The 14039-nt window shown below is 44.9% G+C and carries 18 protein-coding genes; 10 read left to right on the plus strand and 8 right to left on the minus strand.

Features of this window, described 5'->3' with window-relative positions:
- Window positions 1-31 precede the first annotated feature (31 nt).
- Window positions 32-1309 (minus strand): aspartate aminotransferase family protein, encoded by a 1278-nt coding sequence (locus QUA44_RS00285; protein ID WP_333247435.1) that lies wholly within the window; start codon window positions 1307-1309, stop codon window positions 32-34.
- 128 nt (window positions 1310-1437) lie between these two features.
- Here QUA44_RS00285 and QUA44_RS00290 point away from each other — a divergent pair, with 128 nt between their 5' ends.
- Window positions 1438-2712, plus strand: coding sequence for a ribulose bisphosphate carboxylase small subunit (locus tag QUA44_RS00290; RefSeq protein WP_333247433.1), 1275 nt, complete (start codon window positions 1438-1440; stop codon window positions 2710-2712).
- Between the two features lie 185 nt (window positions 2713-2897).
- Here the strand turns inward: QUA44_RS00290 and rbsK are convergent, their stop codons facing one another.
- Window positions 2898-3824, minus strand: a complete 927-nt coding sequence (gene rbsK / locus QUA44_RS00295) for a ribokinase (RefSeq protein ID WP_333247431.1) — start codon at window positions 3822-3824, stop codon at window positions 2898-2900.
- Between the two features lie 258 nt (window positions 3825-4082).
- Between rbsK and nblR the strand changes: the two genes are divergently transcribed.
- From nblR to QUA44_RS00315, 4 genes are all read left to right on the plus strand, one after another.
- On the plus strand, window positions 4083-4778 hold the full coding sequence (gene nblR / locus QUA44_RS00300; RefSeq protein WP_333247429.1) for a response regulator transcription factor NblR: 696 nt from the start codon (window positions 4083-4085) through the stop codon (window positions 4776-4778).
- Window positions 4779-4899: 121 nt separating this feature from the next.
- On the plus strand, window positions 4900-5436 hold the full coding sequence (locus QUA44_RS00305) for a DUF192 domain-containing protein (RefSeq protein WP_333247427.1): 537 nt from the start codon (window positions 4900-4902) through the stop codon (window positions 5434-5436).
- Window positions 5437-5914: 478 nt separating this feature from the next.
- Window positions 5915-6082 (plus strand): hypothetical protein, encoded by a 168-nt coding sequence (locus QUA44_RS00310; RefSeq protein WP_333247425.1) that lies wholly within the window; start codon window positions 5915-5917, stop codon window positions 6080-6082.
- Window positions 6083-6242: 160 nt separating this feature from the next.
- Complete coding sequence (locus tag QUA44_RS00315) at window positions 6243-6455, plus strand: DUF2949 domain-containing protein (protein WP_265239307.1); 213 nt, start codon at window positions 6243-6245, stop codon at window positions 6453-6455.
- 58 nt (window positions 6456-6513) lie between these two features.
- On the opposite strand, the gene QUA44_RS00320 is transcribed toward QUA44_RS00315, so the two are convergent.
- The 3 genes from QUA44_RS00320 to trpC all read right to left on the minus strand — a co-directional run bounded on the left by QUA44_RS00320 (window position 6514) and on the right by trpC (window position 9253).
- A complete protein-coding gene (locus tag QUA44_RS00320; protein ID WP_333247423.1) occupies window positions 6514-7671 on the minus strand; it encodes an alanine--glyoxylate aminotransferase family protein in 1158 nt (385 codons plus the stop codon).
- 86 nt (window positions 7672-7757) lie between these two features.
- Complete coding sequence (locus QUA44_RS00325; RefSeq protein WP_106333603.1) at window positions 7758-8003, minus strand: DUF5340 domain-containing protein; 246 nt, start codon at window positions 8001-8003, stop codon at window positions 7758-7760.
- A gap of 350 nt (window positions 8004-8353) precedes the next feature.
- Window positions 8354-9253, minus strand: a complete 900-nt coding sequence (trpC, locus tag QUA44_RS00330) for an indole-3-glycerol phosphate synthase TrpC (protein ID WP_333247421.1) — start codon at window positions 9251-9253, stop codon at window positions 8354-8356.
- A 20-nt stretch (window positions 9254-9273) separates the two neighbouring features.
- Here trpC and QUA44_RS00335 point away from each other — a divergent pair, with 20 nt between their 5' ends.
- Both QUA44_RS00335 and QUA44_RS00340 read left to right on the plus strand, forming a co-directional pair.
- Entirely contained in the window at window positions 9274-9423 is a 150-nt protein-coding gene (locus QUA44_RS00335; protein WP_333247536.1) for an element excision factor XisH family protein, read from the plus strand.
- Between the two features lie 11 nt (window positions 9424-9434).
- Window positions 9435-9827, plus strand: coding sequence for a XisI protein (locus QUA44_RS00340; protein WP_106333600.1), 393 nt, complete (start codon window positions 9435-9437; stop codon window positions 9825-9827).
- Window positions 9828-9910: 83 nt separating this feature from the next.
- On the opposite strand, the gene QUA44_RS00345 is transcribed toward QUA44_RS00340, so the two are convergent.
- The 3 genes from QUA44_RS00345 to QUA44_RS00355 form a co-directional block, all read right to left on the minus strand.
- A complete protein-coding gene (locus tag QUA44_RS00345) occupies window positions 9911-10315 on the minus strand; it encodes a helix-turn-helix domain-containing protein (protein WP_194012177.1) in 405 nt (134 codons plus the stop codon).
- Complete coding sequence (locus tag QUA44_RS00350) at window positions 10299-10598, minus strand: type II toxin-antitoxin system HigB family toxin (RefSeq protein ID WP_333247419.1); 300 nt, start codon at window positions 10596-10598, stop codon at window positions 10299-10301. The genes QUA44_RS00345 and QUA44_RS00350 overlap by 17 nt, the downstream gene beginning before the upstream one ends.
- A gap of 102 nt (window positions 10599-10700) precedes the next feature.
- Window positions 10701-12116, minus strand: coding sequence for an NB-ARC domain-containing protein (locus QUA44_RS00355; RefSeq protein ID WP_333247417.1), 1416 nt, complete (start codon window positions 12114-12116; stop codon window positions 10701-10703).
- Between the two features lie 215 nt (window positions 12117-12331).
- On the opposite strand from QUA44_RS00355, the gene QUA44_RS00360 reads away from it, so the two are divergent.
- The 3 genes from QUA44_RS00360 (at window position 12332) to QUA44_RS00370 (ending at window position 14006) form a co-directional block, all read left to right on the plus strand.
- Window positions 12332-12835 carry a DUF2273 domain-containing protein gene (locus QUA44_RS00360; protein WP_194065273.1) on the plus strand — a complete coding sequence of 168 codons (504 nt, stop codon included), beginning with the start codon at window positions 12332-12334 and terminating at the stop codon, window positions 12833-12835.
- A gap of 33 nt (window positions 12836-12868) precedes the next feature.
- Window positions 12869-13399, plus strand: coding sequence for a hypothetical protein (locus QUA44_RS00365; protein ID WP_333247415.1), 531 nt, complete (start codon window positions 12869-12871; stop codon window positions 13397-13399).
- A gap of 97 nt (window positions 13400-13496) precedes the next feature.
- Window positions 13497-14006 carry a hypothetical protein gene (locus QUA44_RS00370; RefSeq protein WP_333309442.1) on the plus strand — a complete coding sequence of 170 codons (510 nt, stop codon included), beginning with the start codon at window positions 13497-13499 and terminating at the stop codon, window positions 14004-14006.
- Window positions 14007-14039 lie beyond the last annotated feature (33 nt).

Consider the following 14039-nt stretch of genomic DNA (forward strand, 5'->3'; position numbering starts at 1 on the left):
GTTAAAACCCCACTCCGGGTGAGGAAACTAACTAAGCTAGAGTATTTCCCAAGGAAACGATCGCACTTTCTACTGCTTCTAAAGCCCGATCGACTTCTGCAGCAGAGACAATCAGAGGCGGCACAAATCTCAGCACTTTCGGCCCTGCGGGAACCAAGAGCACTCCTGCAGCGATCGCAGATTTGACGATATCACCCGAAGTAAGTTCGATGTCAGCTTGCAATTCCATCCCGACAATCAAACCCCAGCCGCGCACCTCAGCAATCAAATGCGGAAATGTGGCCGCCAGCTTGTTGAGGCCAGCTTTCAACTGTTCCCCGCGCTGCTGCACGTTTTCCAGAAGGTTTTCCCGTTCTAAAGTTTGGCACACGCACAAAGCGACAGCACAGACAAAAGGATTGCCGCCGAAAGTGCTGGCGTGACTTCCCGGTTCAAATACATCGCAGGAAGATTTGCACAGCATAGCGCCGATCGGGATACCGCCACCCAATCCTTTGGCAGACGTAAAGATATCCGGTTCAATGCCGAGGTTTTCGTAGCCCCAGTATTTGCCGCTGCGTCCCATCCCGACTTGCACTTCATCAAGAATGAGCAAAATTCCTTTTTCGTCGCAAATTTCCCGAATTCGCTGGAAGTAGGCGATATCTCCGGGGCGAACTCCGCCTTCACCTTGCAGCGCTTCCAGCATAATTGCTGCTACTTGGCGTTCGTCTTTGTCGAGTTGCTCGATCGCACTTTCGATCGCACTAATATCGTTATAAGGCACGTAGTGAAATCCCGGCACCAAGGGGCTAAAACCCTTCTGATATTTAGGCTGTCCCGTTGCCGTAATCGTCGCCAAAGTCCGCCCGTGGAAACTCGCAACGGCGGTAATGATTGTCGGATTCGAGATATTTAATTTTTCGTGGGCGTACTTGCGGGCGAGTTTAATTGCCGCTTCATTAGCTTCCGCACCGGAGTTGCAAAAGAAGGCTCTGTCAGCGCAAGAATGGTCTACAAGCCACTTCGCCAGCTCGCCCTGTACGGGGATATAATAAAGGTTAGAAACGTGGTGCAGGGTCTGAATCTGCTTAGTTACCGCTGCAATCATTGCCGGGTGGGCGTGTCCCAGAGTGCAGGTAGCAATACCCGCGACAAAATCGAGATATTCGCGGCCCTCGGTATCCCAAACGCGGCAGCCGAGGCCCCGTTCTAGGGCGATCGCAAAACGCCCGTAAGTCGTCATTACATAGCTGTCGAAGCTCTCAGAACTGAAGGGATTGGCTTCGGCTTGCACGTTTGGTTCTTTTAGTAAGGTTTCTGGACTCACGCATCGCTCCTTAAAAGATCATATGTAGACCTTGATTGTACGGTAAAAATCCAGCTTCGCGGTGCAGGCTGTTAGTTTTGTCATAAAATCATAACAGTAACATCAATTAATCCCTCAAAAATCTACTGATGAGTTATTACATTTCTCCTAGCTTTCTCGATCGCGTTGCGGTGCACATCACAAAAAACTTTTTAAATTTGCCCGGAGTAAGAGTCCCCTTAATTTTAGGAATTCACGGCCGCAAAGGAGAAGGCAAAACTTTTCAAACCGAACTGGTTTTTCGGCGGATGGGCTTTGAACCGGTGATGATCTCTGGCGGAGAATTAGAAAGTCCAGATGCGGGAGATCCGTCGCGTTTAATTCGCTTGCGCTACCGGGAAGCTGCGGAGCAAATTCGGGTGCGGGGCGAGATGTGCGCCATTTTTATTAACGATTTGGATGCCGGTGCTGGCAGGTTCGATACTACTACTCAATATACCGTCAATACTCAGATGGTGAATGCCACTCTGATGAATATTGCCGACAATCCAACTAATGTGCAGTTACCGGGAAGTTATGACAGCACGCCGCTGCATCGAGTGCCGATTATTGTCACCGGAAATGATTTTTCTACGCTGTACGCGCCGCTGATTCGCGACGGGCGGATGGAAAAGTTTTATTGGGAACCCAGCCGGGATGATAAAATTGGGATTGTTGGGGGAATTTTTGAGTCTGACAAATTGTCGAAAACTGAGATTGTCGGGTTAGTCGATAATTTTCCCGATCAGGCGATCGACTTTTTTAGCGCTTTGCGATCGCGCATTTACGACGAACAAGTCCGCACATTCATTCACAAAATAGGAATCGAGCGAGTTTCCAAACGTTTGGTAAACAGTACAGAAGCACCGCCCGATTTCCACAACCCAGATTTCAGCCTCGCTCGTTTATTAGAAATGGGTGGTTTGATGGTGGGTCAACAAAAGCGGATTCAGGAAATGCGCTTAGTAGATGAATACAACCAATCGCGACTGTTCAACGTTCAAGGAACCGTCAATGTTCCCGCAGCCACGCCAACGCAAAATCAATTAAACGACCCGGATTCCAAATATTATAAGGCTTACGTCGAGCCAAGTTCTGAAGGTGGTAACGGTCATGCGGCGCGACTGAGTTCCGAGGTATTGGAACAAGTAAAGCAGTTATTAGCAAGAGGCTGCAAAATTGGCATGGAATATGCAGACAATCGCCGATTTAAGACTGGTTCTTGGCAAAGTTGCGCGACAATTAAAACTGCACAGGAAAAAGATGTGGTTGCATCTTTGGAAACTTGTTTATCCGAACACGGCGGCGAATACGTGCGGCTGATTGGTATCGATCCAAAAGTCAAGCGGCGGGTTGTTGAAACCATTATTCAGCGGCCAAAGTAGGGTAAGCTGTTACGCATTTAAATATCATATTCGGGGCGGGCCAGGAGCATCGCCCCACAAGAACTTGATGGTTTATTGATATACAATAGACCTTCTCAACTCCCAAACTCTAGTATCTTAAAATTATCTGCGTTCATCTGTGTTGCATCTGCCTTACATCTGCGGTTGGTCTATCAATCAAAGATTCATCCAATAAGTCTATTGTGCAAAAATTTATCAAAGGTTGCCCGATCGCACATAGCAACTTGAGCACCCACTTTAGTTGTGCACAGAGCGCCCGCTGCTGCGCCCCACCGCACCGCCTCTGACAAGGACAGACCGGCATCTAATGCGGAGGCCAACCCGCCGTTAAAAGCATCGCCAGCAGCCACAGTGTCGATCGCCTCTACAACAAAAGCGGGTACAAAAAAGGTTTCATCCGCAGTAACAGCAACAGCCCCCCGATCGCCCAATTTGACAATAACATTCTTGACGCCGCGCTCCTGCAACTGTTTGGCAGCTACAATCGCTGTTTCGGTGTCATTCACCCGAAAACCGACTAACTGGCTGGCTTCCACTTCATTCGGCGTGATAATGTCAATTAGCGGATAAAGTTCCAGTGGCAAATCCGCCCTAGCCGGTGCTGGATCGAGAATAACTCGCACCCCCGCTTGATGAGCAGCTTTCGCAGCTTTTTGGACAACTTCCAGGGGAATTTCTAACTGTAACAGCAAAGATGTAGCTCCTGTTAAAAGTTTTTTGAGACGTTCTATATCTGCTTCACCGACATTGTGATTCGCGCCCGGAATCACAATAATATTATTTTGACCTGTCTCGTCTACGGCGATAATTGCCACTCCTGAATGAGTGTTTTGGTCTATTAATACATTGTCTGTACTTAAACCATAAGATTGTAAATTAGTCAATAATTCTTCAGCAAATTTATCGTTGCCGACGCGACCGATGATGTTGGTAGAAGTGCCGAGACGGGCGGCCGCGACAGCTTGATTTGCTCCTTTACCGCCGCCGGCTGTGAAAAAATTGCTACCGATGATAGTTTCCCCTGGCTGCGGCAACCGGGGAGTTTTTGCTGCTAGGTCGATGTTGATACTGCCGAATACGATGATGGTCATAAATTATTCAATTTGGTAATTGGTAAGCTGTAGTGCATTTAATTTGTAAACTACTTTTTACTTAAACTCTTGTGGCGCGGGCAGGAGAGCCCGTGGCGATCGAGCTTCAATTTAAATGCCAAATAGTTTAATTGGTAATTGGTAATTTGTAATTCTCCCACTCTCCCATTCTCCCCCTCTCCCCCTCTCCCTCTCTCCCACTCTCCCTCTCTTCCTTAAGACGTGCTAGAACAGTTATGGTCTTCACAGGTCAATTCAATGGCTGCAATTACTCTCGATCGCAATCCCTGTGTCCTGCTAGTTGAAACAGACGAAGTTCTCGCCGGACACTTGAGTCTAGACTTAAAATCCTCCGGCTACGAACCGGTAGTGGCTTCTAATACCGCCACAGGCCAACATTTAGCCCGTGAATTGCAGCCAGCTTTGATTGTAATCGATCGGATACTTGGCCCTGAGTCGGGGCTGTCGCTGTGTTCTTACCTCAGAAGTATTGGCAATCGGGTGCCGGTGCTGCTATTGGTCGGTCGTGATACAGTTGACGATCGCGTAGCTTGTCTGGAAGCTGGCGCGGACGATTATTTTCTCAAACCTTACCGCACTGACGAGTTTTTGCAGTTGGTGCGCTTGTATTTGCAGCCGGATAACACCAGCAACGAACAATTGAGGTTTGGCGATTTAGTTTTGGATTTGGCCTCTAGGCGGGCCCTGCGGAATGGACGGGCGATCGACCTGACGATGAAGGAATTTGAGCTGCTAAAGTATTTGATGGAACATCCCCGCGAGGTTTTGACTCGGGAACAAATTCTGGAAAATGTTTGGGGTTACGACTTTTTGGGCGAGTCGAATGTGATTGAGGTTTACATCCGCTATCTGCGCCTCAAGATTGAAGATGAGGGCGAAAAGCGCTTGATTCAGACGGTGCGCGGTGTTGGCTATGTGATGCGGGAAGCTTGAAGTCAGTTGACAGTTGACAGTTGTCAGTTGCCAGTTGTCATCACTCAACGCAGTTAACAGTCAACAGTCAACAGTCAACAGTCAACAGTCAACAATCTAAAATTAAAAATCTTAAATCATTATGAGTTATTTCGCTACTTTCCTAAATATTGGGGTAATTGTATTTTTGCTGGGATGTTCGCCGACTTTACCGATCGCGAATGCTGGTGCTACTGGTATTTTGGCGGCTCAGTCTCCGACGGCGACAACATCGGGTCAAGTGCTGCCTGTTTCTGCTAGAGCTCGGATAGCCGATCGCCCGTTAGCGGAGCCCTCGAAGAGGATCGAACTCGAAGTGGCGAAAACACCGGAACAGCAGGCTATGGGTTTAATGTACAGAACTTCTTTGCCAGATGACAGAGGAATGCTGTTTGAGTTTAAACCGGCGCGGCAGGTCAATTTTTGGATGAAAAATTGCCAGATTTCTCTGGATATGATTTTTCTGCGGGATGGAGTTGTGGAAGCCATCGCAGCAGAAACACCTCCTTGTACTGCTGATCCTTGTCCTACCTACGGGCCCAATACTGCTGTCGATCGAGTGATCGAACTCCGGGGCGGGCGGGCTGCTGAACTCGGTGTCAAAGTGGGCGATCGTATTGAAATCGAGTTTTTCCAGTAAAACTTCGGACTCTTTCAGTAAAACCTGCAAAAAGACACAATCCCCGGTTCCCATCGCCCAGAGAGCCCCTACCTTCGGAATACCGGAGAAAATTTAGAAACTTTACAAAAATTGATTAAATCTGTTAAGATATTAATGTAAGATTCAGTACAAACACCGAAAGATTTGCTACGATGTCGATCTCAGTCAGTCAGGACTTGAGCTTGTTTCCGGAAGCTGTAGATTCTTGGTCGCAGGTATGAGACGAGTCAGCGACTCGTTACCAATCCTGAGAGACGATACTCAGCCTCAAGGTGTAGCAACACGAAAAGAAATTCTCTGGAAGTTCTGGCGATCGAGCTAAACCTATCTAAAGTAATATGCTACGAGCCAAGTTAATTGGCGGTAATTGGCAAACTTAACTTCTGGTAGCAGTTTCGGGTTTGATCGAAATATCTAATTTTGCCGAAGTAGATTTGCGGATTCTGCATTTTGGCAGATGAAGTTAAACTCTGAACTTGGTTTAGTAGTTTTAGGTAGCAGAATTTATTCTGATTCGCGCTGCAAAGATGCCGAGGTATTCAGTTTAGGTTCGATCGCGATCACTCTTTCGATCGGGCCGACATCAGCAAAATTGCAAAACCTTTCACTTTTTGGGAAAGGTTAGCTTTACAGTAGCACTCAGAATTACGTTTGGCAGTTCAACCGCTAATACTGTTTTAACAGCTATGCACGGTTAAAAGACAGATTTAAAACTGGCTTATTACTAATCACAAACATCAGGTTCACATCAGAAAATGGTGTCCTATACTTGGAGACAAAATGACATGGCACCCGCTACTTACACTAAATTAATTCGATTTTTACAAGAAGATTTGGCGATTTCTCCCGCTTCAATAGCCGTAGCCGAACGTCGCGGCGACAAACAGCGGCAGCGCGATAAAGACCCGAATTCGTTGCCGATGGTTCTGTGGCAGTACGGTTTAGTCACTCTCGATCAGTTGGATAAAATCTTTGATTGGTTGTCCGAAGCATATTAAAAGGATTTTAGATTTTAGATAATAAAATCCAAAATCCAAAATGCTTTAATAACTTAGATTAAGATTCTGCCAAAAGTTTCGCAGCAGCGGCAACGCCGGCACCAGGAGTATAGCCTTCATGGCCCAATTCTTGCAATACGACTTCCAAGGCGGAAATAGCTGCTAGAATATCGCGATCGCACACAAAGCCCAAATGACCGATTCGGAAGATTTTACCTTTCAAATGGTCTTGTCCATCGGCTAGAGCAATATCAAATCTCTTTCTCATCAAAGTCCGCACTTTTTGAGCATCTACAGATTCAGGCGGCATCACCGAAGTAATCGCAGGGCTGGCTGCACCGTCAGCCGCGAACAACGGCAAACCTAAAGCTTTTACAGCAGCGCGAGTAGTTGTCATCAACCGTTTGTGCCGCGCGAAAACGTTTTCTAACCCTTCGGCTTTCATCATCTGCAATGTTACTTGCAGTCCAAAAAACATATTGACCGGCGGAGTAAAAGGAGTGGTATTTTTGGCAGCGTCTTTGCTATATTTGCCCAAATCCAAATAATAGCGGGGCAGCGTCGCAGTTTTGTAAGCTTTCCAAGCTTTCGGGCTGACGGCCACAAAACCCAAACCAGGGGGAATCATGTAAGCTTTCTGAGAACCAGAAGCAATCACGTCAATTCCCCAAGCGTCCATCGGTACATTCGCAGCGCCTAAACTGGTGACAGCATCGACCATGATTAAAGCTTCGCCGTGGGCTTTGACGTGGCGGTTGATGGTTTCGAGGTCGTTGAGAACGCCCGTGGAGGTTTCCGAGTGGGTGATGATGACAGCTTTGATTTGCTTTTCTGTATCAGCTTCCAGTTTTGCGCGGAAATTTTCGGGGTCTAATTGTTGGCCCCACTCGGCTTTGATGATTTCGACATTTAAACCGTAGGCTTCTGCGACTTCGGCCCAGCGTTCGCCAAATTTACCGTTGGTGCCGACCAAAACTCGATCGCCCGCACTCAAGAAATTAATTATCCCAGCTTCCATCGCGCCGGTACCAGAAACGGTCAAACTCAGCACGTCACTTTTGGTTTGGTGCAGCCATTTGAGGTTTTCGGTACATTCTCCAAAAATCGCGTCAAATTCCTTGCTGCGGTGGCCCATCGGGTGTTTAGCCATCGCCAGCAAAGCCGCTTCGGGCACCGGTGTCGGGCCGGGAATCATCAGCATTAATTTGTTGTCCATAATCCTGTCCTAACTTTTTCTGTGGGAGTTAATAGAATAAATCAAAAACTGAAACTTTAAAGTCTGCACTCTAAGTTTTTTAACTTTTAATTTTTAACTCCCGTAGAGTTAGTTTCATTTAAAGACCAGCGGTATTCTACCGCTAAGTTCGATCGCTGGCAGCTTTGTTCTAATTGCTTTTGAATCGCCAGGGCTTTGCGGAGTGTAATAATAAGTTGGTGAACTTGTTGCTGCTGCGGCGATTGTGGACTAACAGCAAACATTGTTTTGCGTTCTAACAATTGAAGTAGCAATTCATAATGAATGTACGAAGGCAGGGGAATTGGCTCCATGAAAGCTAAAATACCTCAGCGAACAGACACCCCATTGCAATTGCATGGGGCATCGCAGGTGGACATTAGATGCCTGATTTTTATCGGTTTGCTAGCCGTACAAAAACCCCAGCTTTGCCGATCGATTTTTCGGGGCTGGGTGCGTTGGCTGCGCTAAATTTCGCGATCGACTAACCAGAGCGAATAGATTTAATTGGTTTTTTGCCAGCTATTTCTATGAAATATAGCTGCGAATGCTAATTTTTCATAAATTAAGCGCCTGAGTCGATACAGGCCAGAAATGCTGATTATTTACATACTTAATCATTTTCTATCAGAATTCAGGGGTGTTTGTCAAGCGGTCTGGCCTTTTAGGTTTGCGGATGAGCCTTGGCTAGGGAGGCTAAAGCAGCGCCCGGATCCGGCTGTTTGACTAGGGACTCGCCGATGAGGACGGCTTGGACTCCGGCGCTGGCCACTCGGTTCAGGTCGTCTGCTGTGTGGATTCCTGACTCGCTGACGGTGAGGATGTTTTTTGCTTGGATGTCGGTTTGGCGATCGGCTAATAGTTGACCGGTGGTTTCTAGGCTGACGGAAAAGTTTTCTAGGTTGCGGTTGTTGATGCCGATTAATTCGACACCTTGTAGGGTTAATACTCGATCGAGTTCTTCGAGTGTGTGAACTTCGATTAAAGCTGTCATGCCCAAAGTCTTGACAATTTTTACAAAGTATTGTAAGTCTTTGTCAGATAGAATGCCGGCGATTAAAAGTACGGCATCTGCGCCGTGAATGCGGGCGAGATAGATTTGGTAGGGATAGATAATAAACTCTTTGCAAAGTAGCGGCAATTCGACGGCGGCACGGATTTTAGCGAGGTTGTCGAAGCTACCTTGAAAGAACTTTTCATCGGTGAGTACGGAGATGCAGCTAGCGCCGTTTTGTTGGTATGCTAGGGCGATCGCCACGGGGTCGAAATCTTCACGAATTACCCCTTTGCTGGGGGAAGCTTTTTTGACTTCGGCGATGATTGCGGGTGTGGTTTTACCGTTTTTGAGCGCGCCGAGGAAGTCGCGGATGGGGGGCGCAAAGGGGAGTCTTTTGTGGAGTTCGGCTAGCGGCGTGCGATCGCGCTTTTGGGCTACTTCTGCCTCTTTTTGCCAGACGATTTCTTCGAGGATGTGGCGGGGTTCGGAGTCAGGTACAGCGATTTCGTAGCTGAGGTAGAGTACGGAGACTGAGGTGCTGGGGGGACGGCGGCGGATTGGAAGCATGATAGGGGGGATTAAGGGCGATCGCGACAAGTTTACAACTATTATATAATAGAAGTCTTTATCTGGCAATTTCTCAACCAATTTTTAAGATAGTATTTACCATAGAAGTAGGGGAAGTGTTATTAAGAAATCAAATTATTAAACTGCTTGTTTTTGATAAAAAAAGTTAGGCAATACTTCAATGGATACCCGATTGAGATACCAAGAAATCATCAAAACCATACTTCGGGAACACGCTAACTTTCGCAATACTATACCTGACGGCTATCAGTCTCAAATTTTATTTGATGATGAACGAGGAGGCTACTTAGTCTTGGATATTGGTTGGAATGAGAACAAGTACCTTCACGCTACACCAATTCACATCAATTTAATTGGCGATAAAATCTGGATTCAATATGATGATACGGAAGAAGGAGTGGCTACCGATTTACTAGCAGCAGGTGTTCCTAAAGAAGATATTGTACTCGGTTTTAGGCATCCTCAAGTGCGGCAATATACTGAATTCGGAACTGGTTTGAGTGGTAAAGATGAAGGAATTGTTGCTGAATCTGCTGTTGTGCGATCGGCCTAAGTCGATAAATTATTCGGCAATTGAAATCGCGTCTAAACAAACGAAGTTTGCTTGGGCGGACTAAGAGATATGAAAGATTGTAATTAATTAAATATAAACAAACTCGGATTGACATCAAAAAACTTTCCCAAAGCCTCAGCTTGTTTTTTGGTAATTTCTAGCTGGTTATTAATGATTTGAGTTACTATCTCAAGTGTGTCCATAATTTCTACTAAATCCGCTGGCTCTAGATTTCTAGCATCCATCAAATGAAGAAGTCTTGAGTGGGGCGTTGAAGCATTTATTTGATAATGCGTTTCTTCAAAATCTTCAATTAGTTTGACTAATAGTTCTAGGAGGGTATCTTCTTCGGGGGTTAGATTGTTCCGAGAAAGCAAGCTTTCAACTATTTCTAAAAATATTTCGTTTTCATCTTCATTTTTGATAATGCGAGGTTGATATTGAGATAGCAAGCTGCTGTACCTGTCGGAGTCAAAAGTAAGGGTCATTTTTCCAGTTGTTTTTGTCATATTCTGCATGATTCAAAATGTACTTGATATAAACAATCTGCTTTTGATAGTTAAGACTTACAATTAAGCGATATTTATTTCCTTTGACATTGAAAATTGTAAAATTTCCAACTGCTTCAGCTTGAGGATAAATAGTTTGAACTTCAATAAGTTTATTCCAGTTGGCTTGACTAACAATTTTGTACCAATCATCGAGGGCTTCGCAGGAATCAGCATGATTTTGGCAGTAGTCTCTTAATTTTTTGCGACTGATAACGTGCATTTAGCGATCGTTCAGATGTTTTGCAGATACCTAATTCTATCAGATTTAAGTGCGATCGGCTAAAACCCCAATTTTACTAAAAGGGCGATCGGGCTTCTTGTTCTATTTTGGGGAATAGTTCGTTTTGAGATACTCTTTTAGTACGGGTGCAAGGGTGAAAAATGTGCGATCGCCCTCCGGGATTTTTTCAATTAATGAACGCCGTCCCAAGGATTGCATCACTTTCAAAAATTGCGATCGGGATAATCGCATATTCTCTGGCACTTTTGAGATGGAAACTGGCGCGGTTTCACTCGCTAGCCATGACATTACCTCTTTTTCTGACTCGGATAAGCGATTAAATGGCTGATGCAGTAAAGATTCTAAATCCCCTAAAAATAGTGAATCGTCAGACAAAAATTCCGATAGGCTGCCGTCAAATAAATCTTGAATCATTGTCGCAACTATTTTCAACCACAAGGGATTGCCTTTGTATTGTTCAATTAGTTCTGACCATTTTTCATGTTCAGCCAAACCTTTTTCTCTGAGGATTTCCCCCGCTTCACTACCTAAACCATTCAGTTGTAACGATCGCACTGGTTGGTTTTTGCCTTCTAATACGGCAATTTCTCTGGGTGTTTCCCAACTAAGCAACACTAAGCAACTGTTGTGAGATAATTCTGCTACTTGTCGAAATAGCGTGCCGTAATCTTCGTATCCAGGTTTGTAATCACCAGCGAGTTGTCCGCTGCTATTTACCATTTGTACGTCATCGAGTATCAGCAGACAGCGGTATTTTTGCAAGTATTCCAGTAGGGGCAATCCCCCCGTGGTTGCCCCTTCTTCTGGGGAGTGGGCGGGCACGGGGGCACCGCCCCTACAGAATAATTGAATTATATTTGTTTGAAGTATTGACAGGGGTGGAGATGTGGCGAGACTTCGCCAGATGACGAAATCAAATTCATATTTGATTTGTTGGACAAGTTGTGCGGCGAGTGCGGTTTTGCCAATGCCGACTATGCCGTGTATGGCGAGTAGGCGGATGTTTTCTTGTAAAATCCACTGTTTGAGGGTGGCGAGTTCGGATGTGCGATCGTAGAAAATGCCAGATTTAGGCATTTCAGCTAAGAATTGACGCACTTTGGGTTCAGTGTTGGCTTTGTTTAGAACTTCTTCCTCAATTGGTGAATTGGGTAATTTTGGGGAATGTGAATTATTTTCACAGAAGTTGACTTCACCAATTTGTACAATATCTTTATTGAAGTTCCACCAGAGATTTGAGAATTTTACTTGCTCCAATCTGACTCTAAAATTTCCTTTATTGACTTCTTCGCCTAATACTTCTGATAGTAGCTTCCATAATTCAGATGCAATATCCTTGACATGGCCTTCAGTACAGTGAGATTCATCGGCTATTTTTGAGTATTTCAGACCTTGCAAAGTTCCCCGCAGTATCACTTCTTGCAGATTGTCTAAGTGTTTTCCCGTATTGATAAAAACTAGGTCGTCGGCAAGTTTTAAGACTTCTTGAACGTCCATAGGTCGGGTTAATGCTGGGGTTTTGCCTATTATATCCTACTCGATCCTACTTTTTCCGACCCGATCGAGTTTGTCCAGCTTTTTCTGGCGTGGGTAAATGGCAAATGATATAAAAGTGCTTACTTTATCCGACTTTTTCCGACTGGACAAGACTGAGATTTTAGAGTCACAATCATATTTAAGAGGCACTATTATAGCTTTCCCATAGGAAAAAAATGACTACACAAGCATTATCCCTCCCCCAAGCAAACTTAGAAATGGTTCTCTGGCAAGTAGATGCCGATTCAATGAGTAGTAGCGATTTGTATGTCTGGTTAAATGATCTCGGCTTGCCCCACGAAGTCACCATCAGATTGCACGAGTTGGCTACCTACACGAAAAAATCTGGTAACAAAGTTTTGGCTGTAGGGAAAATTATTCTGCTCAAAATTATCGAGTTTGTCAAGGCACATCCTAATTTAGCTACAGGCATTGCTCTAGGAGCTGCTGTGGGGTTATTGGCAAGTTCAGTACCAATTATAGGCCCAGTGTTAGCGCCATTGGCAGCAGTGCTAGGTATAACTGTTGGTGCGATCGCTGGACATAGACTAGATCAAGGCTACCGTCAAGTAGATGGGATAGTTGGAGTAGCACAAGACATTATTGAACTCGCCAAATTGTTTTTTCAACTACTGATTGATGTTTTTAATGCAGTTTTTCGCAACGTTATCACTGCTTAAATAAGAAAATTTGAAACAATCAGGAGGTTTAATATGTCAGGAAATAAAACCCTAACTAAGGAGCAAATCCTTAAAGCGATCGAGGAATTGGCCAAAAATCCTCATGATAAGTTAGGAATTTTAGCTGAGATTGGGATTGGTGTGGTAGGTGCTGGTGCTGCTGCGGGTGCTGTTGCGGCTTTCGGCGGTACATCCATATTATTTGGGCTAATAGCGGTTGCACCCCCAGTAGGATTGGTTGTTGGCGCTGCTGCTTTAGGTGCAGCAGCTCTCGTTGGAGCAAAGAGGATCATCGATGGCAATTTCAACGAAGGGAAAAAAGCAGCAATGCTCGACCAGTTAAAAGAACAGCTAAAAGAGGTTGAAGCAAAAGAAAGAGCATCTAAGGTTAGAGACAGTGACAAGACAAAATTTATCGTTTCCTTGAAAGAACCAGTTAGGCTTAATCTAATTACCCCTCAAAGGGCTCAGGATTTAATGAGGGCTGTCGAAAGTGGTCAAATACCTATCACAGAGGCAATTAAGATGGTTCAGGCTATAGTTGAAGCAGCTAAACCCCAGTAGTCTTTTAAATCCACGACCTGAGAATGCTAAGCATAGGCTATGTTGTTCTGGTATTTATGATAATTGACTTAGCTGCTGAAAAAGCGATCGCCCTTATATGATTGAAGTGCGATCGCTCTTTGGGATAATCAAAGAATCCCGATCGCAGACAAGCCAATGGAATCTCTTGAATGCAGTAACTGTGACAAATCACAAAATTTGGGATGAACTTGCTAAACTATTAGCACTCCTAGCCCTAAATCACCTCATCGAGAAACATCTAGAATCCTGCAATTACAAAATACGCGGTTATTGGGATGACAATAAGTTTTATGAAGAAATAGCTTTCATTCATCCCATCTATGCTGAGTTGATAGGTCGATCGATCGGCACAAACATTATCAACAATCATCCGACTTCTGACTGGATTAAGCTTAAATTTTTACTCAAAGCAGATTTATCTGCTAGCAAAAACAACCTAGTTAGCGATGATGACGATGAGGAAATTGGCGAACTAACTCTGATTTTAGATACGAATCAGACAGTTATTGATGAAAACTGGCTAATTGATGTCGAATCTCCTTTTGTTGTTGCCAAAAGTCAGCCGGATTTGCAGCAGACAAGCTAGTTTGCTAATATGTCTGATTTGACATATAATCTA

This window comes from Microcoleus sp. N9_A2 (genome assembly GCF_036701775.1).
Classification (GTDB): Bacteria; Cyanobacteriota; Cyanobacteriia; order Cyanobacteriales; family Microcoleaceae; genus Microcoleus.